Source organism: Leptospirales bacterium (assembly GCA_019694655.1).
Classification (GTDB): Bacteria; Spirochaetota; Leptospiria; order Leptospirales; family Leptonemataceae; genus SSF53.
Genome location: JAIBBN010000001.1, coordinates 120,495 through 145,789, shown reverse-complemented (window position 1 = coordinate 145,789; position 25,295 = coordinate 120,495). Strand labels below are relative to the sequence as shown.

Below are 25,295 nucleotides of genomic sequence, written 5' to 3'. Positions count from 1 at the left end.
TGCGGCCTCCACGGCCGGCGCGTCATTGGACTTTTCCGATGGCAGTGCAGAAGGTCCAGGGGCGCGCTCTTTGCGCGGCGGGGCCGCGGCCGCGTCATTGAGCAGGTTTTCCAGATCCGGGAGCTCGCCAATTACCTCGGCGGCGACCAGCTCGCTTTCCGGAATGGGGCTGCCCTCGGACACTATGATTTCATCGTCGCCGGCCACTGCCTTATTCTCGGAGTCGGAGTAGCACGTTCTGAACGCGCCGACGCATCTCTCCTGGGGGCAACTCGCTGCTCAAGCGGGCCAGCTGCTGCCGCGATTCACGATTTCCGATGGCGGCGATGGCCATGGCCGCTGCCGCACGGACAGACATTACCTCATTCTCCCGACGCACACTGTCGGCCAGTCCGCCCAGCGAACGTCCATCAGCCAGGCGCGCCAGAGCGCCGGCCGCCTCCAGTCGTACGTGTTCATTGGCATCATCCTGCAAAGCGCGCAGCAGTGCGCCAAGCGCTTCGCGCTCATTGAGAATGCCGATGGCAGAGGCCGCCTGGGCGCGCACCAGTTCATCCTGATCGCCGGTCAACATTGCGGCCAGACCCCGTCCTCCGCCGCTCGAATCCAGGCGCAGCAGACAGTAGATGCTGCGTAGCTTCAAGGTGCCGTCGAGTTCACGCTCCTGTTGCCTGGCGATTGCAATCGCCAGACTGCGATCCTCCAGCAGCAGGCTGGCCTCCAATGCTGCGCCGCGAACCAGCGGCGAGTCATCGGCCATGGCGCGGGCCACAATGCTGCTCTGGCGACGCCAGCGATACCTTCCAATGAGTTCGACAATGCGTTCGCGTACCTCGGGATCGCTATCATCGCCAAATTGTCGCGCCAGGTACTGGCTTTGATTTTCGGCGTCCGACTGTGCGGCAAGTGCGGCGGCGGCATAGATGCGCACCGACTTGGAGGGCGAAGATAGAGCCTCGAGAATGAACTTTTGCAATCGAGAATCTGGAAACTGCTCCATTCCTTCCAGGGCGTAAACCTTCAAGATGGCGCGATCCGAAGAGTAGAGTCGCAAGAGTGTGGGAATCAAAAGGTCGTTGGCAAAGCTGGCCATGCCTCGAAAAGCGGCGGAGCGTACGCTCTCGTCCGGATGCTGGGCCAGACGAGTAAGCGCTGGCATCAGCCGGTGTTCTTTCCAGGCCGCCGCCAGTTCAATGATTTGAATCAGAATATCAGCGGGTCGATCCAGATTGATATAATCATCCAGCATCAAGTACCAGTTTGGAGCGGCGCCTTCCAGACGGTCGCCATAACCGCGCATAGCGTTGAGCACCGCACGATGGTCATCGTAGTCGTCGCTTTCCACCAGCAGGCGAGCCGCCTCCGGAAAAACCTCGTCCGCGCCGATCTGCTGGATGTACCAGATAGCGCGCCGCCGGGTCTCGCCGCCGCTGCTTAGCATCGAGCGCAGGTCATCGGAATTTGGATTCTGCGCGCAAAGCTCTGCTGGAAGCAGTGCGATTGAGGCGGAGATGAAAAGCGAAACTACCAGCGCCGTTTGATAGAGCGCCCTTCGCGCTGCTCTAGAGATTTCTCTCGTAGGCGTTGGCTGCCGCCCGTTGATTCTGATAGGCCTCATTGTTCGATGGGTCCAATTGCACGGCCTGGTCAAAGGCGCCCAGCGCACGACGATACTCGCCGTTTTTCATGTATGCTACGCCCAGCAGATTGTAGGCCTGCGCCGCCGTTTTAGCATCGACATCGGACTGCGCCACCTCTTTCAGCAGCTCGATCGCTTTTTCGCGGTCGACCAGCGACTCCGTTTGAACCAGTATGGAGGCCTGCAGCAAACGGGCGCGCTGGTCAGCCGGATCCAGTCGAGCGGCGCGATTGGCATTGGCGCGCGCATTCTCCAGATCGGCGCTTTGCCCGGTGGCAGCGTAAGCCTGCGCCAGACGCAGGTAAGCCTCTTTTCGCTGCTCGGCGCTGGCATCCGCCGCCTGCGCCGCTCGTTCCAGAGCGCGAGCTGCGTTACTGAAATCGCGCAGATCAAGGTAGGTCTTGCCCACCTCCAGATCCAGCTGGGCGTCTTCGGCAATCGTCGGCGCCTGCTGATTGCGCTCGGCGATCTTGCGAAACTCGGCAAGGGCCATGTCATAGGCGCCCTCGCGCCGGTAGACGTCGGCCATGGCCAGGCGGATCTGTCGTTCCTGGCTGCGTTCCAGTTGCACTGCAGCGCCGCCGCGATTCAGCGCCTTCTTCCACGATTCGACCGCCAGGGCGCGACGTCCGGCGCGATCGTAGACCATGCCCAGCAAATAGTAGACCTTGCCGTTGGAGGGATTCAGTCCGGCGGCGCGCTCCAGGGTATCAATGGCTTCATTGGAGCGCTCCAGATCCATTTGCACAGCGGCAAGCTTCAATAAGGCATCTTCCGTGTTGCGGTCGCCAGGCGTGGTATTGACGATGCGCTTGAATACATCTGCAGCTTTTAGAAGATCACGCTGGTCATAGTAGAGGTCGCCCAGCTGAAAGAGCGTAGTAGAATCGTCGGGATTTAAGTAGAGCGCCTTTTCCAGGGCGCGCGTGGCCAGCGCTGGCTGCCGCATCTGAAGAAAGGCGCGCGAGAGCGCACGGTAGACGGAGACATCATTGACGCCGGCATCCAGCGAGCGCTGGAACTCCGCCGCCGCCTCCTGAGCGCGGTTCATGCGCAGATAGACGACGCCCAGATTGTAGCGGTAGCGTCCATTGTCCGGCGCCATGGCGGCCGCCTTACGCAGATTGTCCGCTGCCATCTCAAGATTGCCCTTGTAGAAATAGATCTGACCCATTTGCGCGTAGGACTGCACGGCAATCTGGCTGGCGCCGGCCTTCTCGATAGCCCTGGCGAAGTTCAGCAAGGCCTCGTCGTACTTCTGCTGTCGCAACAAGGAGAGCGCCAGATTGTAATAGAGGAGAGGCTCTTCTGGCGACGACGCAATGCCTTCGCGGTAGATGCCGATCGCCGAATTCAGATCTTGACCCTCGGCCAGAATATTGCCCAGAAGCAAAGCGACCTTTGGATCATTGGGGGCCAGTTCGCGCGCTTGCTGGGCGTAGCCGCGCGCTTCGGCCATGGCGCCCGCCTTGCGCTCGACAATGGCCAGGTTCACCAGCGCTGGAATGAATTCCCGGTTGTACTTGAGCGCGCGCAGCAGATGATGACGGGCCAATTCCAGATTCTCTTGTTCCATCGCCATAACGGCCAGGTAGACCAGAGCGATGGCCTTTTCCTGGTCCGGCGACGCTGATGTGACGACGCCATCAAACGCACGGCGCGCCGCATCGCGCTCCAGATTGCGGTACAATTCTACTGCATGATTGAGCGCCGGACTGAAGGGACCGTCGGGAATATAGTAGCGATCCTGCAAGGTCTCTTCCAAACGCTGAAAGGCCTGCTCGCGCTGATTGGCTTCATCGCCAGCGCCTTCGCGCATGAATCGAAAATAGACAAAGGCGCCGATACTGAGCAGCAGCAACAGGGCCAGACCGCCAAATGCTATCAGGCGAAAACGCCGGCTGCCGCGGCGACGGGCGTAGGGCTCATCGAGCAGGACTGTCTCATCGGCAGCGCCATCATTGAGCGCCCAGATGGTCCGTTCTGGTTCAACGCCGCCCTCATCGAGACGGAATCGATTTTGCACAGACCTGGCCATACCTTATTTATCCGGCCCAATTGAGAAAAGGTTAAACACATTTATGCGGGCGGCCGAACTTTCCGGCGGACAAAGGAAGCGGCAGCGCTCAGGCCGGCTCGCCCTGCTGACGATGCAGATAGGCGTCCAGAATGCCATTGACAAAGCCTACGGAGTCCTCGCCGTCATATTTGCGGGTAAGGTTCAGCAGGTCGTCGAGGACGATATCCGCCGGCAATTCGGCGATGTCCAGTTCAGCCATGCCCATGCGCAGTACGCAGCGTACTACCGAGGAGAGCTGGGTGATATCCTTGTGTGAAAGGCTGCGAATTGCCTGATCCAGCTCCGCGCGGCGGGCGGCGCAGACACGTACAATGCGATCGGAGTGCATCCGACTTTGTGGGTCCATCGGTTCATTGAGCCAGCCAAGTCGCAGCGTCTCGTCCAGATCGGCATTGACGACATCCAGCTGGTAGAGCGCCTGCAGGGCCACCTCACGGGCGTGCGAGTTGCGATGCTTCTTCTGCCCGCTGCGCTTTGGAGGAACGCTCATTGCCGCTGCCACAGGCCAGCTTTCCCGATGGGACCTGCGGCGCCTTCTGAAAAAGCCGGAGGGCTGCGAAAAAGCAGGCTCAGCGGAGCGGCCAGGCGCGCCTGCGTTTTTCAGCCAAGCTTCTTGTATAGATTGACCAGCTCGATGGCGGCCACTGCGGATTCATATCCCTTGTTGCCCGCTTTGGTTCCAGCGCGTTCGATGGCTTGCTCGATCGTGTCCGTGGTCAACACTCCAAAGATTACCGGCACGCCGCTATCGTAGGCTGCCTGCGCAACCAAACGCGCCGCCTGTCCGGCAACATGATCGAAATGCGCCGTTGCGCCGCGGATCACACAGCCGAGGCAGATCACCGCGTGGTAGCGGCCGGAACCAGCCAGTTTCCGCGCCGCCGGCCCCAGCTCGAAAGCCCCCGGTACGTGCGCCAGGTGAACATCGTCGTCGGCCACTCCGTGATCAGCCAATGCCGCCAGCGCGCCCTCTTTCAGACGCATGGTGATAAAGTCGTTCCAGCTACTGACCAGTAGCGCGTGCCGCTGGCCCTGCCCGTTTTTTCCGCCGCGCACTTCTTTCACAAAGCTTTGCCCCCGCTTGCCAGTTTAGAGCGGATTGCGCGCCGCAAAGTCAGCCTCTGCGGCCGCACCTTCTTTCTGTAAGACCAGGGCGTCAATAACCGCGGTTATCCACTCGATGGGCGGCGCCCCGCGGAACAACCGCCCCTGGATGATCAATGTTGGCGTCGCCTCGACCTTGACTGCCAGCGCATCGGCAAGATCTCGATTCAACCGCTGCTGTGTGGCAGCAGACCCCATACACTGCAACAGGCGCGGCCAGCTGCCGCCCGCACTGACCGTAAGGTTCTCGAGCTCGCGAAGCCCGATATTCTGTTCCGTCGCCTGAAAGTTAAAGATGCCGTGGTAGATCTTTGGAAAAATGTTTTGCTCCGACGCACAAAGCGCCGCCTGCGCGCCGTTGCAGGAGTAGCCGCCGCGCGACTGCGAGACCTGTGGATTGCAGGTAGCGTCGAGCGGGAAATGGCGATAGTAAACGCGCAGGCGATCTGGCCAGCGTTGCTGCAGATAGCGCAACTCCTCGCTGGCGTGGTAGCAATGCGGACAGCGAAAATCAGCAAACTCCTGAATCACAATCGGTGCATTGGCTGGTCCCTCGAACTGAGTTAGGCCATTCACATTCAATTGCGGGGCGATCGGCAGCGCTTCGTGTTCAGCAATAATGCCCGCGCGACGTTCGACGCCAAGCAACGGAATTCCGCCGCGCGAATCGCGGCCCTCGCCGCCAGCTGCATCGATTCTTAGCGCTACGGTAAAGTAGAGGGCAAGGCCCAGACAGATCAGGAACGCCGCCGCAAAAACATACCAGGCGCGCAGCGCCGCGCGCAGAACTTCGCCTGCGGCGAGCATGGCAGGCGACTGGCGAAAGTCAAATGCCAGGAGTGCAGCGCCCAGCAGCGCGACCAGGGTGGCAAAGTAAGTATAGATACAGAGCTGGCAGGGAACTTCGAAGACAAACAGGTTCTTGTAGGCTAAGAAGCCATCGTAGACCGTTCCAAAGACAGTCATCGCCAGCAACAGGCCGGCCAGTGCGGCGCGACGGTCCGGGGGGCAGAGCAGGATTCTGAGGAAGAGGCCGCCCAGCGAAAGGTAGAAAAACAATCCAAACCAGGCGATGTGCGGGCCGCGACCAAAGAAGATACGGGAGTCCGGACTGGCGCCCAGGTTTTTGCAGCCGTCCTGACCATCGATGGTGCAGCCAAGATCTGATTGAATGAAGCCGCTGTGTTTGCCGGCCAGCATGACTGCCAGAACAATGCCGGCTACAGCCGCCAGCAGGCCAAGGATGGCGGCGAGACGCGCCAGTTGTTTCGAACGATCCTGGATCAACATAACAGTGCCTCGTCCCGGTCGCGCCGACCCGGAGACGCGTCAATCACTTTGGCCTGGATTCGTGCTTGCCGCAGGCGTCGTATTCGGGCGCTGTCCTGGAACCATGTCGCTTTCGACCCGCGCTCTTTTCGCCGCGATGTTGAGCCTGCTCTGCGTCAGCGGCGTCCTTCATTGCAAGCACAAGGCCAGTATTTCGCCGGAATTGCGGCAGCGCTACGACCTGGACGCCGCTCGTCTCTGCAACGCCATCGTTGATTGCTTGAAGGAGGATGTGGCCCGTCGTCTGGCCGATCAACCAGAACGACGCGATGTGACGCTCAGCCGAATGACCCGGGACCTTTGCAAGGAACGACAGTTTGCTCTGATTGGACAGGTCAGCGTCGCCCCTGGGCCCGCGGCGCTGCGGACCGATCAGGAGATCTACGAGAGCTACGGACGGTGCTCAGCGTCCGTAGCCGCCGCTGCCGACTGTAACGAACGTCGGCGGCTCTACCGCCAGGACCCGGACTGCGTTCGTATGAAGCTGGTCGAAGCCCAGAGCCCCTGAGCCGCCGCAAATCACAATGAAGGCGCCCGTTTCAGTCGATCAGTTTTGCGCCGGCTTTGCCGTGGGAGACGCAATCTCCAACGAAGCGCTTATCTTGCAGAAAGAATTGCGTCGACTTGGCTTTCGCTCGCAAATTTTCAGCCAGCATTTCCATACGACTGACGCTCATCTGGTTGAACACTATCGTCGCTATCACTACGCACGCAACTCGATCCTGATCTACCACCATTCCTTTCATTCTGATTTCCTGAATGATTTTGAGAGCATTCCTGCAGAAAAGGCGCTGATCCACCATAATACAACGCCCCCGGAATTCGTGGCCCCCTACAATCCGACGATTGCCGAACAGCTGGCCATCACTCGCGAAAAGCTGCATCGACTGGCCGGACGATTTGCCGCCAATGCCGCCGACTCACAATTCAACGCCCATGATCTGGAAGAATTGGGCTTCAAAAACATCGAAGTAATGCCGGTGCCGATAGATTTTTCGCAATTCCCGGATTGTACCGACCTGGATCGTCACGAGTTGTTTCGACGCGGACCGGCCACGCTGCTTTTTGTGGGTCGAATCTTTCCCAACAAGCGCCACCAGGATTTGATCAAGACTTACTATTATTACAGGAAACTGATTCCTGACTCGCAACTGGTTTTCGTCGGCGCATTTCATCCTGGCGTACGCAGTTACGTCAGTGAGCTGGCCAGTCTGGCGCAAGAGCTGGGCCTGGGCGACGCCGTACGTTTTACGGACATGATTTCGCCAGCCCAGGTGGCCGCCTGCTATCGCAGCGCGTCGGTCTTCCTGAGTATGAGCGAGCACGAGGGCTTTTTTGCGCCGCTGGTGGAGAGTATGCACTTTGATCTGCCGGTACTTGCCTTTCGTAGCTCGGTGATCCCTGAAACGCTGGATCGTTCCGGCATCCAGTTCGAGCGGAAGGATTTTGTCCGGGTGGCGGCGGTAGCCGCCGAATTGCATGAGAATCGCTCGCTGCGCGGCGCGTTGTTGGATGGACAGCAACGCCGGTTGCGTCATTTTTCGCGAGGCCGGACGCTTGCCGCCTTTCACCGTATACTCAATCAGTTTGGCGCCTTGCCGGAAGATGAGCGGCTGAAAGCGCCCTCGGTGGCTGTTGCGGAGATTGTCCATGGATCTTGAAAATACAACCGAAGCGCTGCGCAGCCTGCTGACCGCAGTTCTACTATTGATTGCTTTTGCCGGCTGGCAGGCGTATTGCTCGGGGCTTCTGCGCGCCCGCAATGCTTTGAGTCTTGCTTTTCAAATGGGCCTGGGATTTGCTATTGCGGTAGCAGCCTGGCTGACTTCGGCGGCAGCCTTTCAAACCTGGAGCGGCGTCCAGGTCGCCGCGTTTTCGCAAGAAACGGCCGGATTGCCGCTGCTCTGTCTGGCGCCGCTTGGCGCGGCGCTGGCCCTCGGCGCCGGCCAGGAGCGAATGCGTAGCGGCGCAGTGTTGCTATTTTGCGTATTCTACGCGGCGCTCATAGCGCCTCTGGCCCAGATCCTTGCAGCGCAACTGCCGATGAACGCGATTTCGCCGCCGGCGCCTGCCGGCGCCTGGTTGTTCGCCAGTGCAGCCGGATGCGGCCTGGCGCTGGCAGCAAGCGTCGGACCGCGCACCGAAAAATACGGCGCTTACGGGAAAATCTATCCGCTGGTTGGTCACCACAGTCCGCTCTCGATGCTTGGGTTTTCCTTCTTTCTCAGCGGTCTGCTGGCCTTTGCTCTGCTATCCGATTGGCCATTGCTGCAGTCGGCGACTTCGTTAATTGCAATGCCCGCTGGCGGCATGCTGGGCGGGGCTCTGCTGTCCCGCTTCCTGTCCGGTCGCACGGACCTCAGTCTCAGCTGGAGCGGAGCGCTGGCCGCGGCGGCCATGAGCGCCAGCGGCGGCATGGCGATTTCGCCAGGCGCGTCGGCGTTCTCTGGTCTGGCAGCCGGCGTCGCTGGCGCGGCAGCCGTACTGCTTTGTGATCGCCTGCGCATTGATGATCCAACAGCGGCCGCCGGACCATTCTTGACGGGAGCATTGCTTGGACCTTTGGCCGCGGCGTTGCGCAGCGATCCTTTTCTCTCTGGCGGCCTTGCCTACGCTGCCTTGATGGCCGGCGGCGCCTTTCTGGGCACGCTGCTTCCTGCGCTACTGCTGCGCAAAATGGGCTGGCTGCGCGTCAGCGAAGCGGAGGAGTTGCGCGGACTCGACCTCAGCGCCCACGGCCACGACGCTTACAGCGGCTTTCAGATCATCCATCTGAAGTAGCATATTATGAAACTGATTACTGCGATTATCCAGCCACACAAGTTGCGCGACGTTAAAGCTTCGCTGCAACGTGCGGGCGTTGCCAAGATGACTGTCTTTTCGGCTGTCGGCTGCGGTCAGCAGCGCGGCTATGACGAGGGCTTTCGTGGCGCGCGCAGCGAAGTGACCTTGCTGAATAAGACTGTGTTGCAAATTGCGGTGAACGAAGAATTTGTCGAGCCAACGATCAAGGCGATTTGCCAGGGCGCCCGCAGCGGGCAGATTGGAGATGGCAAAATCTTCGTAACCGAGCTCAAGGAAGTTGTGCGCATCCGTACCGGCGAGCGCGGCCAGGATGCGATCGGTTGATCGCCGACGGAAAAATCTATGGATGTCTATTTCGTCTATGTAACTTGCGCCAGCGTCGAACAAGCGGAGCAGCTCGGCGAAGCGGCTGTTGCGGAGAAGCTGGCGGCCTGCGCCAATATTTTGCCGGCGATGCGCTCTATTTACTTCTGGCAGGGAGAATTGCAGCGTGATCAGGAGACGGTTTTACTGTTGAAAACCAGCGAAGCGAGGCTCAGCGCACTGCGCCAGCGACTCGCCGCCTTGCACAGCTATGACAATCCTTGCATCGTCGACTGGCCCCTGGCTGACGGCGCACCGGCCTATCTGCAGTGGGTGCGCGACAGCACTCGTTTGACTTAGAGCCGCTCCCAGTCGGCCGCCGTTTGCCCGCTCAGTGGCCGGCGGACGCGGAAAGCACGCGAAATTCGGTGCGTCGATTGCGTTCGTCGGCGGCATCGCTGTTCTCTCTACTCAGTGGCTGCGACATGCCGGCGCCGCGTCCCTGCAATCGCGCGCCCTGGATTCCGCGTCGCTTGAGCTCTTCAATGACAGCTGCGGCGCGCCTTTCGCTCAGTTGCTGATTGTAATCCGGATCCCCGTGCATATCGGTATGCCCCACAACTTCCAGACGCAGTTCGGGATTTTCACGAAGGAAGCGGTCCAGCTGTTCGAGACTGGCTGCGCTGTCCGATCGCAGGGTCGCTTCATTGTAGTTGAATTGAATGGCGCGCAAGTCGAAGGTCGCGGCAGTCTGGATCGGCAACAGTTCGGCCAGTAAATGCCGCGATGTTTCGGCGACGCCCAGGGTTTGCCGGGGAATCTGCGATCCGCTCTCTGAGTGCAGGGAATTTTCCGCTGGATTCAGGACAAAGTCCTGCTCGTAAGGCAGATAGCCGCGGCGACTGATGCGCAGCCGAATGGCGCGCGCACCGCTATCGAGCTGTAGATCCAGACGACCCTGTGCATCGGTTGCGGCGCGCTGAAAGGCCTGTCCATCTATGGAGCTTTCTACCTCGCCGGGCAGTGGCGCGCGGCTCTGACGATCGCGAACCTCTATTTGAAGTTCAAGCAGCGCCGCTACGCGTTCCAGAAACAAATCGACGCCGCCAGGTCCGCCGGACCGCGTCGAGCAAACTATAATCCAGTCCCCGCCAACCGCGAGGGCCAGATCGCGTTCTGCGCTGTTGATGCCGGGACCAAGGTTGATCGGTTGTCCAAAACGGCCATCCTCAAAACTTACAAAATATATATCATCGTAACCGAGGCCCCCGCTGCGACGGGAAGTGAAGTAAAAGCCGTGCTTGCCTGGCGCCGGCACAAACGAGGCATCTGTGGCGCCGACATTAACCGGCGCTGGCAATGCGCGGACGTCTACGAAGGCGCCATCCTGGTAGCGGGCCTGAAAGATCTGCGTGGCGCTGATATCGCCAATCGGTTGTCGAGAAAAGTAAAGAATGCCGCTCTGCTGGTCAAGCGCCGGGCTGCGTTCGGTCAGCTCTGAATTTACCTCGCCGGCCAGGCGCTGCGGCGCGGTCCAGCCGCTAGCGCTATGCCGGGATACGTACAGGTCCATTGAAACGCGCAGGCGCCCCTGTTCGTCGCGACTCTCGACGCTTCCATCGCGGTTCGAAGCAAAGAAGAGCATACTGCCATCGGGAACCAGAAAGGGCGTTTCATCGATGAAGGGCGAATTCAACTGGTCGAGGGCCTGCGGGTCCGACCAACGGCCGTCTCGGAAGTTAGTAACATAAAGATCTGCATATTCGGCGTCGCCGCGGCGCGACGCAAAGATCATCGTCTTGCCGTCGGCGCTCAGCGTTGGAGCAAAGTCATGGCCGACGCTATTGAGCGGCGCGGGTGCGGCGCGCAGCCCGCTGGACGATTCCGTCCCCCCAGGCATTGCGGCCTGCGCACGCAGGACGCTCCACGATGCAGCGAACATTAGCAGCAAGAGGCCAGGCAGGGCGCGACGGATAAGCTTCACGCTGCTTTCATCGGAATTCTGGCCGGCGGCTTGAGCTACGCCGTCAAAAATAACTATGCTGAGCTGGGGCTCAGGGCAGCAGCGACTCCCGTTGCAGGGCCCGGATCAGAGCCCTGGTATAGAGCGCCCGACCCAGCGGGGATAGATGGGAGCCATCGAGGTAGAGCGAAAAATCCTCTTCAAAGATCTGAGGCTCAATGCGCAAATAATGCAGTCGGGGATTGGCGCTGGCAATGCGCCGCGTAATGGCCCGCACCGCATCCAGTTCCCGCTGACGATCAGGAAAGCAGTTCGCATTGGGCGTCTCCAGCAGGACAACCTGGGCCTGCGGGTCGCGCAATGCTTCGCGCGCGGCCATGTCCATTTGCACCAATTCCAAAAGTTCAACTTTGCCAACAAAATCGCCGTAGAGAGTGCGCCACTCCTGGATGCGCAAGTCTCGCGCCCGAGGCGTATCAGCCTCGACCGACCCGACGCCCGGCAGCGTCCCTCCCGGCGGGGGCGCTGCGCCATAGTCCGCCAGGGACTCCGGGGGAAGCTGCAGCAGCTGACGAAGGGCGACGCTCAGGTCGCCGAAAATCAGCTTCCAGAAGCGCATGCCAATGTAGCCAAAATCGGAGCTGAGCGTATAGCTGCGCAGCGCTCTGTAAAACTGAAAGTAAGGTTCGCTCTCGCTAAATTTCCGCTGCAAATAGTCGCGGAAGAGGCCGCGATGGTAGTAGCCAATCAGCAACTGCCACGCGCCCTCTGGATAGCGGCTGGAGCTGTAGGTAAAGACGTCGGCCTCAATGATGATCAATCGCGCGCTCGCTCTGTGCCGCTCTACGACTTCGCGGACCAGCGCGCCGCGTAGCTCATTGTTGGCGCCGGGCACCGAAAGCATGCCAAGCGACAGACCAGTTTCCGAGCGAAACAGTTCGGGCTCCACGCCCCAGAACACATGGCTGCTGCCGACCAACCAGACGGGATTTGGCTTCTCCAGCGCCCCCAGATGATTGATTTTATCAAAGTATCTATACGAGAAAGAATAACAGCCGTAGTCGCAGGCCCAGAGCAGGACCCCAAACAGGCCAAGGCGCAGAAGCCAGCGAAGCCTCGGCGAGGCTACGCCTCGATCCAGCCAGCTGCGGTCTTCAGAACTGGAAGTAGACGAAATTTGATCCACCGAATACCCCCGCCAGCAAGGTAAAAGCGGCCAGTGCGGCCCAGAACAAGTAGCCCAGCCCAAGCGCCTTGAGCGCCGGCAGCCGACGCTGGAACCAGGCGCTATCCCGAATCAACTCAATAGAGACCAGAATGAGAATCAAAAGAACGCCGGAAAGCCGCAGCGTCTCCTCCTGGTAGAAGGCCAGCAAATTGAATCGTACGGGCGCCAGAGCGTGCGTGATCACATGCCAGGCATCGCCCATGGAAGGCGCCCGAAAAAAGACATAGCCCAGCACGGCGACATGAAAAACCAGAACGACGCGAACAATGCGCGTCAAGCGCAGCACGGCGCGCTGTCCAAAGGAGCCCTCGATAGCTCCCGAAGCAGAACGTCGCCACCAGTTTATGGCCGCCGGCGAGACGCGCTGCAGCGCCATTTCAAAGATTCGCTCAATCAAAACGAAAATGCCATGGACGGCGCCCCAGGCCACGTAGGTCCAGTTGGCCCCGTGCCATAAGCCGCTAACAAGAAATACGACCATCAGATTGAACAGCCCGCGCAATTCGGAGACACGGTTGCCGCCCAGCGGGAAGTAGACATAGTCGCGAAACCATCCGGAAAGAGAGATATGCCAACGACGCCAGTAGTCCGCATGGCTGGCGCTGAAATATGGCGTGCGAAAATTCTGCATCAGACGGATGCCCATGACCCGCGCGGCCCCGATGGCAATATCCGTATAACCGGAGAAATCACAATACACCTGGAAGGCAAAGAAGTAGGTGGCTGCTAGCAGCGGAAAACCAAGGAATTCCAAAGCGCCTTCCCCGGGCGCGTGTCCGCCGCCGTAGACTCGCGTAACATAGATTGCGAGGCGGTCGGCAACGACGACTTTCTTGAACAGGCCCCAGAGCATCAGCTTCAGGCCCTCGCGCGCTTCATCAAAGCGGAAGGCATTCTCAAGCCGCAATTGTTGCAGTAGATTTTGCGGTCGCTCAATGGGGCCGGCGACCAGCTGCGGGAAATACAGTATGTAGAGTGCAAAATAGCCGAAATGCTTTTCGGCGCGCTGGTCCCCGCGGTAGACTTCAATCAGATAGCTTGCGCCCTGAAAGGTATGAAAAGAAATCCCGATCGGAAGAATCAGCGAGAGCGCGCCAAATGCCCAGGGGATGCCCAGACTGGCCAGCCCGGCAGCCAGATTGGCGTTGAAGAAATCAAAGTACTTATATATAAACAGGACGGAAAAATTGGCCAGTAATGCCGCCCAGAAGACCGCGCTGCGCCGCGCGCCGCGCAGGGCTTCCATTGCCAGGCCGGAAAAATAGTCGATCAATACCGAAGCGCACAGCAGCAGGAAATAGTAAGCGACCTTCGCCTTCCAGAGTCCGAAGGCGTAGAAGAAGGCGCTGCCCAGAAGCAGCGGCAGCCAACGCCAACCCCGCGGCGTTAGATAGTAGATCAGCAAGACAGTCGGGAAAAACGCAACAAAGCTGAGGGAATTGAAGGTCATGCGACGCCGCTTCCAGGGCAGCGCCTGGGCCGCATTCCGGCAATTCATAAATTGCACAGCGGGATTGGGCGTGACCTCGTCGCCGCCGCTGCCAGACTTGCGCCATGGAAGGCGAGTGGCCCAGAGGATTCCTTGCTGGCGGTTGGTCGATTGGCATCAAGAAGGCGCCTGCTCTCGATTTTGCTGTAGCGCATAGCGAGCGGCCTGCGGTTGCCAGCGCCCTGTTCACGCGAAACAATTTCCCCGGTGCGCCCGTGGTTATCGGGCGCGAAAGAATAGCAGGCGGCCGCATCCAGACTGTGATAGTAAACTCCGGAAATTCCAATGTCGCTACGGGCGAGGCCGGAGTACTGCTGGCGCGAGAGTACACGGCGGTCGCCGCCAGGTCGCTGGGCGTGGCGTCGGAACTCGTCTTTCCCAGCAGTACCGGCGTCATTGGCCGTCCCTTACCGCGCGAATTGATGCTCGGGGCCAGCGCCGCGATTGCCCCGCGTCTGACGCAGCCCGACTTTGAAACTTTTGCCCGGGCCATTTGCACAACGGACGCCTATCCGAAGTTCGCCTCGCGCAGCTTGCGATCTGGCGTCCGAATCTTTGCCGCGGCCAAGGGCGCCGGCATGATCGAACCGAACATGGCCACGATGTTGAGTTACTTTTTCACGGATGCCAGCATCGAGCGCACCGACCTCGATCGACTCTGGAGGCTGGCGGTCGAACGCAGTTTCAACCGCATCAGTGTGGATAGCGATACATCGACCAGCGATACGGCCTTGATCCTGGCTAACGGACTCAGCGGCATTGCACTGCAATTCCCCGCCAGCGCCGCTGCCGCGCTCGAAAAGCTCGATCATCCAATTTCCAGCGAACAGATTGCGGCCTTGCCGGACATCGACGGTCCGTCCGCGGAGTTCGTTGCGGCAATTCTGGAGCTGGCATTGAAGCTGGCCCGAGCCATTGCCGCCGATGGCGAAGGCGCGACGCGCTTGATCGAACTGCGCGTGACGGAGGCGCGCGATCGACAGCAGGCGCTGAAAATCGCACGCTCAATCATCAATTCTCCGCTGGTCAAGACGGCGATCTACGGCGCAGACCCTAACTGGGGCCGCCTGGTCATGGCGGTTGGCAAGGTGTTTGATGAACCTACGCCGCCAGAGGCTTTGCAAATCTGGTTTGGCGATCATCCGCTGCGCGACGCCGGCGAAAAGGAGCTTGCCGAACTTTCGGCCTACCTGCGTAATCAGGAGATTCTGCTGCGCGTTTCACTGGGAACTGGCCGGGCCTCAGAAACCGTCTGGGGCTGTGATCTGACCGAGGCATACGTTAAACTCAATGCCGAGTACACAACCTAGGTTGCGGCGCAGTACCGAGCGCAGTCTGGAAGCATTGCGCGCCCGCGCTCGACAATGGCGTCCGCTGGCAGCAAGCGCGCGCCGTGTCCGATCGGCAGCGCTTTCTTTTCTGTTTGCGCTGGCGGTAATTGGCGTCTACTACGCGCTGCGCTGGTTGATCCCGGCCGAACTTGCACTGTATGATCAAATCGTAACCGTCGCTTTTATCATAATTTCCACACTGATCCTATTTCCGGCGCGGGAGCGCGCGCTGGCGCTGGCGGTGGGACGCGATGAGTTTTCGCGCTTCTTCGGCCGCGATTTTCACCACCTGGACTTTATGGCTCAGCCGCGAAGCATGGAAGAGATGATCCACGAATCTTTTCCGGCCTTCATGGAATGGCTTGGCGTCAAGCACGCGCGAATGGCAGTACTTGAACCAGGACGCCGTTCCTATCGTTTTCACGTGTATCGCAATGGCATCTTGCTGAAAAGCAGACACATTGCTCCGCGCGGCGCGGATGAGCTGCTGCGCGCGCTGAAAGCGCATGGCGCCATCGATATTCAGGACCGCAGCCTTTCGCCTGGAGCGCTCAAGAGACTGACCGAGATGGGCGCCGTCTCGGCGCACGGATTTCGTTTCCGCGGCCGCCTGCTTGGTTTTCTGGCATTGCACGACGTGGTACGCAATCGCTTTGCACCGCGCGCCCTCGAATTCTTTTGCGCCAAGGCCGGCATCAGCGTCCAGAATCACATTTACAGCTACCGTATCATCGATAGCCGCCTCTACGATCAGGAGTTCAGCGCCGCAGCCAAGGTTCAGAGCATACTGCACAATCCGCCTTTGCCGGAGATACCCGGCCTGCTCTTGCGCCGACCGGCGCAAAAGGAGTATGATAGCATCCTGGAATTTTTTCAGGCCGCCGATGATCGCTGGTATGTGATCGCCATCGCCTGCGAGCAGATGACCATGTCGGCCGCTCTGGAATTGTATGCTGTCATTGGTCGGCTCTACTCTGTGCTGCAGCGGGAAGAAAATCTGAACCTGCATCGGCTGCTCGGTCATCTCAAGAAGAGCCTGGAAGAAGAAGCCGCCGACTATCCGCTCTTCTCCTTTGCTGCAGAGCTTTCGCCTGGAAGGAAGATCATGGTAGCAATGCTGGAAAAGGGCGCTTTCCAGATTCGCGAAGTTGCCGAGCCAACGCGCGCCCTGGCGACGCCCGGCTGGCGCAACTTCATCGATCTGGAGTCGAATAAGACCTATCGGCTGTCCTATCGCGAGCGGCCGCTGCTCGAACTGCGACTGGCCGCAGGCGAAACACAGCGAACGACGCATCCATGAATCTGGCGCGTATTGCATATTTGACGGTCTTCTGTTTGCTGACAGTCCTGACCTGGTTTTTGGCTGAACCGGGCGGTCGACGCTTGCCTCGCTATTACACGCCCAACGGCGACATCGTCCCCATCGGCTACTTTTCCGAGGCCCGACGCATCTATTCGGTTGGCGGACGCGATCCGGCGGTTGCCGGACCGCTGGCCGGCGATGCCCTTTACGTTCGGGTTGAAACTGATCTCGGTCCGACGCTGATGGCAACGGTCCCCAACACATTCTGGATTTTCCTCTACCACTTTCGATTCTTTCTGCTGCTGGCCGTGGTTTTTTCGGCGGGCATCATCTGGTTCTTGCGCAGCGCCGCAGACTTTCATCTGGCAGCGCTGTCAGCCTGTATGGCGCTGTTTCATTTCTCGCTGAGCTTTACACTGGCCTACCACAAGATGGAATACCTCTGGCGCTTGAGTTCCGCTCTGGCGCCGCTGCTGATCTTCAATGCCGCGCTGCGTCTGACTGGCAAGGATGCGCCGGGACGGTTGATCGTAGGCGAATTGATCTTCGTCGCATTTCTGGCGTTGGTCGCTTACGTTGGCGGCGAAAGCGCGGCTGCCATCGGCAACTTCGAATGGCTGATCAGCGGGCTGTTTGTGCTTTCGCTCGTCGCCGCACTGGGCTTGCTCTTTGACAATGCCCTGCGGCGTACGGACGATCGAATCGAACGCTGGAAACGCTGGGCGCTCTTTGCCGGCTTTGCACTGGGCCTGGCGCTGCCGCTTGCCCTGGCCCAGTTTGCCATTCACACACGGCTGCCAATGCCGCCAGTAGAGTGGATCAGCGCCCTGGTCTTTTTCTTTCCGCTCACCGTAGCCTATGGGACATACCGTCTCAATGTCCTTCCGTTCCAGCTAACGCTCAGTCGCTCCATCGTTGCTGCGGCGCTCAGCGTTGCGCTTACCATGATCTACGGGCTCTTTCTGCTGCTGCACGCCCTGCTCTTGCCGGAACAGGAGACGAAGAACCACTGGCTGGCCAATGCCGCGCTGATTCTTGCCATTCTGTTGCTGCTCGATCCGATGCGGCGTCGCATCTCAGCCTTTGTTGAGCGCAACTTCCTGCGTCTGAATGCCGAGCTCTCCGAATCGCTGAAGCGAATCGCGGGCCTGCTGAGCGAGGATTCCCGTTTGCAACCGACAGCACTGGCCTTCCTGAATGAAGTGGCCTCCGTCTTGCAGCTGGAGAGCGCCGCTTTCCTGGCCGCCGGACCGGGCCTCGCGGCCTTGAATGTTAGACGCGAGGTGATGATTCGCGTTCCGGCCGGCAGCTCAATGTGGCGCTATCTGAAGCCAGAGCAAATGGGGGTCAGCGCTTATCTGGCCTATGCTGGCGGTCGCCGCGAAGAACTCTTTCGCTTTCTCTACCGCAATCGCTTCTCGCTGGCCATTGGCATCCTTGGCGGTCAAAAGGCGCCAGGCTGGAGCGCAAAGATTCTGCAGCTGCTGAAGCGCTCCCATCGATTGGTTGAAGCGAGAGAAGATCCCGGAACGGTGGAAAGTTATCGCGCGGCGTTGCTGGTCGGCTACCGAAGCGGCGGCCGGAAGTTGGCCTTGCGCGAAATTCGCTATTTGCAGGAAGCGGCGCGCCTGGCCAGTCAGCTGTTCCTGAACTATGCGGTTCTAATTCAGGAGATCAGCAAACGCCGGCGCATCCGCGCCCTGGCACAGGCCGGGCATTACCAGCGTTCCCTTTCCCGGACCGGCCCCGACCGCGTGGCTGAATTGCAGATTGCCTTTGTCAGTCGCGCCGCCGTTTCGGTAACCGGCGACTACTTTGATATTCTTGCCTTGCCCGATCGTAAACTGGCGATCTTTCTTGGCGATGTTACCGGGCACGGCGTCGCCGCCGGCTATCTAGCATCCAGCTTGCGCGCCATCGTGCGCACGCACCTGACGGGCGGAGGCTCCCTGGCGCAGACCGTGCAGACCATGAACCGCTTCCTGATGGAGCGCTATCAAGGCAGCGAATTCATTACGCTCTTTGCCATGGTCGTCGATCTCAACAACGGCCAGACGGAATACATCAATGCAGCGCATCCGGCGCCCTTTCTGGTGCGCAACGATGGGCGCCTGGAACAGCTGGTCAGCAATCAACGATTGATTGGTATTCTGCCGACCCCCTACTTCACCAATCAACTGCAACTGCAACGAAAGGACCGGCTCTACATTTACTCGGACGGGGTAACCGAAACCTTCAACGCCAGCGAGGAAGCCTACGGCGAAGCGCGCTTGTTGGACTACATCGAAGGCAATGGCAGTCTGTCCGTCGATGAGTTGATTTCCAAATTGGAGCGGCAGCTGGCGGATTTTCGAGGCAACGCCAGCCTCAGCGACGACACGACTTTTGTTGCCTTGCAATTCGAGCCGCCGCAGAATCCGCTGCGCGGCCTGGTTGCCGCGCTGGGTCTGGACCGGTTTTGGCCGGGAACGAAAGCGCCGCGCGAGGAAAACTAATCGCGCCCTGTTCGATCGGTCGATCAGCGGCGCGAGGCATCACTGTCGGCGCGTGCAATTCATCCGCCAAACAAGGCTCGGGCAGCGTCATGCGCGCCGGCCCGCTCCAGATCGGCGCGGTCGATCAGCTGCAACGGCAAAGAATCGGCCTGTATGCGCTTCAGAATTTTAATCACTTCAGCCGGGTCAGTCAGGCGAGTTGCCAGGTATTTGAATTCTGCGCCGCAGGCCGGACAGCGACGATCTTTGGTATAGTTCAAGCCCAGCTGCTTGCACTTGCCGCAGGCGCCGTAAAGGTCTTCGATCACCATCAGACCTTCCTGAACCTTTGCCAGGTCCAGTGTTTGCCAGACGCGCACCGATTGCAGGGCCATCGCCAGATGGCGATGGGCGCGCCACTGCCGGTCAAATCGAATTCTGAAACTTGAGCAACTGACGCTGAAGGTTCCTGGCAAAACCAGGCCCCTCATAAATGAATCCGGTGTAGGCTTGCAGAAGATCGGCGCCGGCATTCAACTTTTCCAGGGCGTCTTCCGCCTTGAAAATGCCGCCGACGCCGATCAGCGCCAGGCGGCGGCCGGCGCGGCTTCGGGCCCGCGCCAACCATTCCGTGCTGCGCGCCTGTAGCGGCCGTCCGGAGAGTCCGCCGCTTTCGCGGATATCCGGCAGGCCTTCGCGCTCAACGGTGGTATTGGTCAGGATCAATCCCGATACGCCGGCGTCGATGCTGCGGTCGACAAGTTCGTTGAATTCGCGCACGCTCATGTCCGGCGCTACCTTGCAAAAAAGGGGCGCCGGCTTTCTGCCTCGCTGGCGGGCCAGAAGATCGATGCGTTTGCGCAACGCATTCAGCAGCGAACTGTAACTCTTCCCCTTCTGCAACTTTCGTAGTCCTGGGGTATTTGGCGAACTGACATTAATGGCCATGTAGTCGGCTCGATCGTACAGCAAATCCAGACTGCGTAAATAGTCCGCCTCTGCATCGGCCAGTTCGGTGACTTTGCTTTTTCCGATGTTGATGCCCAGAGGAACGCGGTGCAAGACCCCTTCGAGATTGGCGCTGGCTCTTGCCGCACCCGGGTTATTGAAGCCCATGCGATTGACAAGGGCTTTGTATTGTGGATAGCGAAAGAGTCTGGGCCGCGGATTGCCGCTTTGTGATATGGCGGTAAAGGTTCCGCACTCCACAAATCCGAATCCCAGGGCGGCCAGGAAGGGATACAGCAATCCAGTTTTATCAAATCCGGCGGCAAGTCCCAGCGGCCCCGGAAAGTGAAGCCCCGCCACCTCGCGCGCCAGCCGGTCCGGAGGACGGGTCCATTGCGCCAGCAGGCTCAGGAAGCCCGGCACACTTGCCGCGGTGCGCATTTCCAGGCCGGCGAGATCGTGAGCGCTTTCGGGATCAAGGCGGAAGAGGATCGACCGCAGCAAGGGCCACATGGCAGGTGCGGCGCACATTTCAGTCAACTGAGCGATCGCCAGGGCCAGGCATAGGCTTTTTCGCTCGACGTACGCAAGAACCCCGGGCGCCAATTGACCGTCTAACCGGGAAATCCAAATAAGGAATTCCCCGGAATTCTGGGAGATTCGCCTCTATGCTCAAAAGTAAAATTGCCATGGTTCTTGGCCTGCTGCTGCTGGCCGGAGCCGCACCGATCACTGCACAAAGCCGTCCCTTCTCACAACAGGTTAAGCAGCTAACGGTGATCAACCGTACTGGCGCGGAAGTGAAATATCTGTTTGTTTCGCCAAATGATAGCCAGCACTGGGGACCCGATATTCTCGGCGCAAGCACGACACTGCCCTCCGGCGGCAGCGTTGGCTTCTTCACGCACTACCCGCAGGCCTGTGGAAAGTTTGACCTGATGGCGATCCACGCCAACGGCAACGTATTCGTGCAGCGCGGCGTGGAGGTTTGCGATAACCGCAACAACCAGCGCGTAACAATGACGGCGCAGAACCGCCAGAACAACAGCGCGAACTATACCTATGCCAAGCTTACGTTCACCAACAATCTGGACGTAACGATTCGCTTTTTGTTTGTTTCTCCAGCTGATTCCCAGTACTGGGGAGCGGACTATATGGACCAGAACACGGTGCTTGCGCCCGGCGCCTCGCACAGCATTCTGGTGCCAGTGGGCGGCAGCTCAGTGACCTACAATGTGCTGGGCGTTGATGATCAGGAACAGCAGCACAAGTTCGACATCGATGTCGACAATTCGCAACAAGAGTATAATTTCGAATTCAGCGGCGACGGATCGTACGGCGGCTGATCCAGCAAGCCCAGGGTCCCTGCCAGAGGGCCGCCAGCAGTGGCGGCCCTTCTTTTTTCCACGATCCAGTCTCTGTCCAATCGCCGGCGCCCGCTGACACCGCGTACGCCTGCCAGGCGAACAGGCGCCGGCGTACAGATAGTACATTCTGCCCGATTAATGAGCGAATTTGGACCAGAAGCGCCTGGCGCCATTTGTGCATACTGTCCTGCAGCCGCTTAGAGGCGGCAACTGGGAGTATAATCTATGTCGATATTTGGCAAGTGGTCCGCCTCCGCCCCACGCAGGGTGGCGGGCGCAAAAAGACTTCGCCAGATTGGATTTGCTGTCTCGATCTCGCTGGTAGCCTTGCTTGCGGCCTCGCCGCTGCTGGCCCAGGAGGCGGCAGCAGACCCGCTGGCCAAAATACAAGAAACGATCAGCAGCAACCGTGTCGGTCTGGATACCGTATGGGTGCTGGTAGCAGGTTTTCTGGTTTTCTGGATGAACGCCGGCTTTGCATTGGTGGAAAGCGGTTTTAACCGTGCCAAGAACACGGTCAACATCCTGACAAAGAACTTCATTGTCTTTGCCATCAGCTCGATCTCCTTCTACGTGCTGGGATGGGGCATCATGTTTGGCAACGGCAATGGATTCATGGGCACAAGCGGCCTGTGGTTCCTGGGGGGCGCCGATAATTCGCCGGCCCTGCTTGATGCCTACCAGGGCGACTACACGTCTATGAACTGGACGGGCGTTCCATTGCTGGCCAAGTTTTTCTTCCAACTGGTCTTTGCTGGAACTGCCGCTACCATCGTCTCTGGCGCAGTGGCTGAGCGTATCAAGTTCCACGCCTTCATTATCTTCAGCTTCATCCTGGTAGCGGTAATGTACCCGATCACCGGACACTGGATCTGGGGCGGCGGCTGGCTTGGTTCCGGCGCCTTCCGCGACTTTGCCGGATCAACGGTAGTTCACTCCGTGGGCGGCTGGGCGGCATTGGCCGGGATCATTGTTCTTGGACCGCGCATTGGCAAGTACCGCGATGGCAAGGTCTATCCAATCCCCGGACACAACATGACCTCCTCGGCCCTTGGCGTTTTGATTCTGTGGCTGGGCTGGTTCGGCTTCAACCCTGGTTCGACGATGGGCGTGGGCGACGGTTCGGCGATCGCCTATGTGCTGGTAAACACCAATATGGCGGCAGCAACGGGAACGCTGGGCGCAATGTTTACGGCGTGGATTCTGCTGAAAAAGCCAGATATGGGCATGATTTTGAACGGCTGTCTTGCCGGACTGGTGGCGATTACGGCGCCCTGCGCCTTTGTTTCCATCCCTGCAGGAATGCTGATTGGATTCATCGCCGGTATCATCGTCGTGCTTGCAACCTTGATGATGGACAAAGTGAAACTGGACGACCCGGTAGGCGCTGTTCCCGTACACTTGATCAACGGCATCTGGGGAACGCTCGCTCTGGGGCTTTTCTATGATAACGAAGTCGCCAAGAACGTTGCTGCGCTGGCTACGGACAATGGCATTGGGGCTCAAACCATGGAGCAGCTGAAAGGAATTCTGGCCGTTGGCGCCTTTACATTGGTTGCGTCCATTGTATTGTGGTTCATTCTGAAGTTCACCGTCGGCATCCGCGTATCTGAAGAAGAAGAAGTGGAAGGTCTGGACATTGGCGAACATGGCAACGAAGCCTATCCGAACTTCAGCATCAAGGGCTAAGAGCAGACAGGAGTACCAAAGCTATGAAGTTCGTAATTGCGATTGTTCCGCACCACAAACTGGAAGAGCTCAAAGATGAGCTCGCCAAAGTAGATGTCACGCGCATGACCATTATGGATGTGCGCGGATATGGGAGGCAGAAAGGCCACAAGGAGATTTTCCGCGGTCAGGAAGTGCATATCAACTTCGTGAACAAGCTGGAAATTCAGATCGCCGTGAACGACGATTTCCTGAAGCCGACTGTAGATACCATCATGCGGGTTTGCTACTCAGGCAAGCCCGGCGATGGCAAGGTCTTCGTGTTGCCGATGGATGAAACCTATCGTGTCAGCACCAAGGAGTCTGGCCGGACCGCCATTTAAGGTCCAAATTGCCAGCAACAGAACTTGCCGGCAGAACAAGAAGCCCGGTCTTTTGACCGGGCTTTTTTTGTCTGATCAGTGGTGGTGGTGTCCGCCTGGCCCGTGAACATGGCCGTGAGAGATTTCCTCTTTTGTAGCGTCGCGCACTTCCAGTATGGTGAGATCAAAGGTCAGCGTCACGCCGGCCAACGGATGGTTGCCATCGATAGTAATCTGATCGCCTTCCATTCCCACGACCGTAACAACTTCCATGCCTTCGCCGCCATCGGTCTGGAACTGCATCCCCACCTGCAAATCGTCAACGCCATCGAATGCCTTGCGAGGTACGTTGCGCATCAATGACTCATCGCGTTCGCCAAAGCCCTCTGCGGGCGGGACCGTCACTTTCATACTGTCGCCGCGGCCTTTGCCATTGAGCGCCGACTCCAGACCGGGAATAATATTGCCCATGCCATGGATATAGGCCATTGGCTCGGCGTCGGTCGATTCATCGATTAAGTCGCCGTCGTTGTCAGTCAGGCGATAGCGCAGGGTAACGACTTTGTTAGCGGCGATTTGCATGGATACCATCCCTCCGGCCGGGCGGAAATATCAGGAGGCCGAAGCCAGTCACTCAGGCAGCGCGGCGAGACGCCGCAAGCCAATTTCGTAGCGAGTGATGTGGCTAGGATTCATCCGCTTCCGAGGAAGCAATCTCGCCGGACTCGCGCAAGCGCTGGAACACGCCAAGGATACGTTCCTGAGCGTTGCGTACCTCGCCGCGCGTTGCGCCCTTGCCGGCGCCGGCCTCGCGCCGCAGCCGATCGACAACACGATCGCTGAGGTTTGCCAGAATGATTTCACGAACTTCCTCGCGCACTCCCGCGAGGGCGCAGGCCAGCTCGCCTGGCTCTACCTCGCGCATCACTCGTCGGATGGCGCGGAAATCCATATTGAGAAATACCTCTTCGAAGGAGGAAGCGAACATCCGATCAGGAGACTCTGGATCGCCAATCTGTAGCGCCGCTTCGTCGCCCGCACTCTCGAAGCCCTGGTCCTCGGCCAGGGTGCGCACCTGCATGATGTCGCTTCCTTCCAGCGTAGACAGCAAGCTGCGCATCAGTCGCGGGCTATCGCCGCTTTGCAGCGAAATGACGCCCTCGATGGCGATATTGCTCATCTTGATGAATTGGTCCTTGTACGACGCAAATTGGTTATCCAGCGCGCGACGCAGCCGCTCGTCCGGAAAAGCGCTGCGCAACGCCGCCAGACGCAATCCGGCGCCCGTCAGGGGGTGTCGGCGGTATTCTTCCGGCCAGCGCGACCACTCCAATTGTCCCTGCTCATTACTCAGCTCTGTCAGCAGGTCGCTGAAGGCTGTGCGCAAGAGGCTGTTCTCGGGATGATCGCCAAGAAGCAGCGCTTCCAGGAACTCGCCCAGCGGCGCCATGGGCGCGCCAGGCGACATAGCGCCGAGCAGTCCGTCCCAGATACGCCAGCGATATTGCAAACGAGTCAGATAGCTTTCGCTGCTGTGTTCCAGCGTACGGCTGACCAGTTCTGGATCCACACCATCAACGATCAAGGCCAGACCGATGCGAACCAGTCGTTCAAAGGGGTTGGCCGGAGTCAGCTTTCGATAGGCGCCCTCCAGCACAGCGGGTCCGTCCTGGCGCGCACGGTCGCACAATGCGATCAGGGTCTCGATCGACTCGTTCAGATCCGGAATTTCGTAGAAGATTCGTCGTGCGCCCAATTCCCGCTCCCTTCGCGAAGCGTCCAAGCTGAACACTGGTAAGCAGGGCGGCAGGCGGCATTTCGTCAAATAGAATCGCCCCGGGACATTGTGCAAAAAGTCTGGCGTGCAGCTGCGGCTGCTGAAAAATTTCAGGCGAGACCGTC

The 25,295-nt window shown here is 59.2% G+C and carries 23 protein-coding genes; 11 read left to right on the top strand and 12 right to left on the bottom strand.

All coding sequences use genetic code 11. The annotated features are described in order from the left end of the window. Positions 1-211: 211 nt before the first annotated feature. From K1X75_00730 to K1X75_00710, 5 genes are all read right to left on the bottom strand, one after another. Complete coding sequence (locus K1X75_00730) at positions 212-1,618, bottom strand: HEAT repeat domain-containing protein (GenBank protein MBX7056556.1); 1,407 nt, start codon at positions 1,616-1,618, stop codon at positions 212-214. After that, positions 1,563-3,665: a tetratricopeptide repeat protein gene (locus K1X75_00725; protein ID MBX7056555.1), complete on the bottom strand. Its 2,103-nt coding sequence runs from the start codon at positions 3,663-3,665 to the stop codon at positions 1,563-1,565. The genes K1X75_00730 and K1X75_00725 overlap by 56 nt, the downstream gene beginning before the upstream one ends. A gap of 100 nt (positions 3,666-3,765) precedes the next feature. Next, positions 3,766-4,209, bottom strand: coding sequence for a transcription antitermination protein NusB (locus K1X75_00720; protein MBX7056554.1), 444 nt, complete (start codon positions 4,207-4,209; stop codon positions 3,766-3,768). A 110-nt stretch (positions 4,210-4,319) separates the two neighbouring features. Continuing rightward, on the bottom strand, positions 4,320-4,703 hold the full coding sequence (ribH, locus tag K1X75_00715; protein ID MBX7056553.1) for a 6,7-dimethyl-8-ribityllumazine synthase: 384 nt from the start codon (positions 4,701-4,703) through the stop codon (positions 4,320-4,322). Between the two features lie 105 nt (positions 4,704-4,808). Beyond that, positions 4,809-6,113, bottom strand: coding sequence for a thioredoxin domain-containing protein (locus K1X75_00710; GenBank protein ID MBX7056552.1), 1,305 nt, complete (start codon positions 6,111-6,113; stop codon positions 4,809-4,811). A 103-nt stretch (positions 6,114-6,216) separates the two neighbouring features. Here K1X75_00710 and K1X75_00705 point away from each other — a divergent pair, with 103 nt between their 5' ends. Genes K1X75_00705 through K1X75_00685 form a run of 5 tightly spaced genes read left to right on the top strand, consistent with a single transcriptional unit; the run spans position 6,217 to position 9,620 of the window. Further along, entirely contained in the window at positions 6,217-6,660 is a 444-nt protein-coding gene (locus K1X75_00705) for a hypothetical protein (protein MBX7056551.1), read from the top strand. Positions 6,661-6,676: 16 nt separating this feature from the next. Then, positions 6,677-7,813 (top strand): glycosyltransferase family 4 protein, encoded by a 1,137-nt coding sequence (locus tag K1X75_00700; GenBank protein MBX7056550.1) that lies wholly within the window; start codon positions 6,677-6,679, stop codon positions 7,811-7,813. Further along, positions 7,803-8,933: a hypothetical protein gene (locus K1X75_00695; protein ID MBX7056549.1), complete on the top strand. Its 1,131-nt coding sequence runs from the start codon at positions 7,803-7,805 to the stop codon at positions 8,931-8,933. The genes K1X75_00700 and K1X75_00695 overlap by 11 nt, the downstream gene beginning before the upstream one ends. A gap of 6 nt (positions 8,934-8,939) precedes the next feature. After that, on the top strand, positions 8,940-9,281 hold the full coding sequence (locus K1X75_00690; GenBank protein ID MBX7056548.1) for a P-II family nitrogen regulator: 342 nt from the start codon (positions 8,940-8,942) through the stop codon (positions 9,279-9,281). Between the two features lie 18 nt (positions 9,282-9,299). After that, positions 9,300-9,620 (top strand): divalent-cation tolerance protein CutA, encoded by a 321-nt coding sequence (locus K1X75_00685; GenBank protein MBX7056547.1) that lies wholly within the window; start codon positions 9,300-9,302, stop codon positions 9,618-9,620. Positions 9,621-9,651: 31 nt separating this feature from the next. Here the strand turns inward: K1X75_00685 and K1X75_00680 are convergent, their stop codons facing one another. The 3 genes from K1X75_00680 to K1X75_00670 form a co-directional block, all read right to left on the bottom strand. Continuing rightward, complete coding sequence (locus K1X75_00680; GenBank protein MBX7056546.1) at positions 9,652-11,244, bottom strand: OmpA family protein; 1,593 nt, start codon at positions 11,242-11,244, stop codon at positions 9,652-9,654. A gap of 70 nt (positions 11,245-11,314) precedes the next feature. Then, on the bottom strand, positions 11,315-12,409 hold the full coding sequence (locus K1X75_00675; GenBank protein ID MBX7056545.1) for a hypothetical protein: 1,095 nt from the start codon (positions 12,407-12,409) through the stop codon (positions 11,315-11,317). Beyond that, positions 12,378-13,901, bottom strand: a complete 1,524-nt coding sequence (locus tag K1X75_00670) for an MBOAT family protein (GenBank protein MBX7056544.1) — start codon at positions 13,899-13,901, stop codon at positions 12,378-12,380. The genes K1X75_00675 and K1X75_00670 overlap by 32 nt, the downstream gene beginning before the upstream one ends. Before the next feature lie 104 nt (positions 13,902-14,005). Here K1X75_00670 and K1X75_00665 point away from each other — a divergent pair, with 104 nt between their 5' ends. Genes K1X75_00665 through K1X75_00655 form a run of 3 tightly spaced genes read left to right on the top strand, consistent with a single transcriptional unit; the run spans position 14,006 to position 19,069 of the window. Then, positions 14,006-15,250 carry a bifunctional ornithine acetyltransferase/N-acetylglutamate synthase gene (locus K1X75_00665; protein ID MBX7056543.1) on the top strand — a complete coding sequence of 415 codons (1,245 nt, stop codon included), beginning with the start codon at positions 14,006-14,008 and terminating at the stop codon, positions 15,248-15,250. Further along, entirely contained in the window at positions 15,231-16,571 is a 1,341-nt protein-coding gene (locus tag K1X75_00660; GenBank protein MBX7056542.1) for a hypothetical protein, read from the top strand. Before K1X75_00665 ends, K1X75_00660 begins: the two co-directional genes overlap by 20 nt. Next, complete coding sequence (locus tag K1X75_00655) at positions 16,568-19,069, top strand: serine/threonine-protein phosphatase (protein MBX7056541.1); 2,502 nt, start codon at positions 16,568-16,570, stop codon at positions 19,067-19,069. Before K1X75_00660 ends, K1X75_00655 begins: the two co-directional genes overlap by 4 nt. 59 nt (positions 19,070-19,128) lie before the next feature. Here the strand turns inward: K1X75_00655 and K1X75_00650 are convergent, their stop codons facing one another. Together K1X75_00650 and K1X75_00645 are read right to left on the bottom strand one after the other, a co-directional pair. After that, positions 19,129-19,443 (bottom strand): hypothetical protein, encoded by a 315-nt coding sequence (locus K1X75_00650; GenBank protein MBX7056540.1) that lies wholly within the window; start codon positions 19,441-19,443, stop codon positions 19,129-19,131. Between the two features lie 31 nt (positions 19,444-19,474). Next, positions 19,475-20,527, bottom strand: a complete 1,053-nt coding sequence (locus tag K1X75_00645) for a quinone-dependent dihydroorotate dehydrogenase (protein MBX7056539.1) — start codon at positions 20,525-20,527, stop codon at positions 19,475-19,477. A gap of 137 nt (positions 20,528-20,664) precedes the next feature. Between K1X75_00645 and K1X75_00640 the strand changes: the two genes are divergently transcribed. The 3 genes from K1X75_00640 to K1X75_00630 all read left to right on the top strand — a co-directional run bounded on the left by K1X75_00640 (position 20,665) and on the right by K1X75_00630 (position 23,414). After that, positions 20,665-21,342, top strand: coding sequence for a hypothetical protein (locus K1X75_00640; protein MBX7056538.1), 678 nt, complete (start codon positions 20,665-20,667; stop codon positions 21,340-21,342). Positions 21,343-21,588: 246 nt separating this feature from the next. Beyond that, positions 21,589-23,052 carry an ammonium transporter gene (gene amt, locus K1X75_00635; GenBank protein MBX7056537.1) on the top strand — a complete coding sequence of 488 codons (1,464 nt, stop codon included), beginning with the start codon at positions 21,589-21,591 and terminating at the stop codon, positions 23,050-23,052. Positions 23,053-23,075: 23 nt separating this feature from the next. Then, positions 23,076-23,414 (top strand): P-II family nitrogen regulator, encoded by a 339-nt coding sequence (locus K1X75_00630; GenBank protein ID MBX7056536.1) that lies wholly within the window; start codon positions 23,076-23,078, stop codon positions 23,412-23,414. Between the two features lie 75 nt (positions 23,415-23,489). Here the strand turns inward: K1X75_00630 and K1X75_00625 are convergent, their stop codons facing one another. Both K1X75_00625 and K1X75_00620 read right to left on the bottom strand, forming a co-directional pair. Further along, a complete protein-coding gene (locus K1X75_00625) occupies positions 23,490-23,975 on the bottom strand; it encodes a peptidylprolyl isomerase (GenBank protein ID MBX7056535.1) in 486 nt (161 codons plus the stop codon). Positions 23,976-24,078: 103 nt separating this feature from the next. Further along, on the bottom strand, positions 24,079-25,149 hold the full coding sequence (locus K1X75_00620; protein MBX7056534.1) for a hypothetical protein: 1,071 nt from the start codon (positions 25,147-25,149) through the stop codon (positions 24,079-24,081). Positions 25,150-25,295 lie beyond the last annotated feature (146 nt).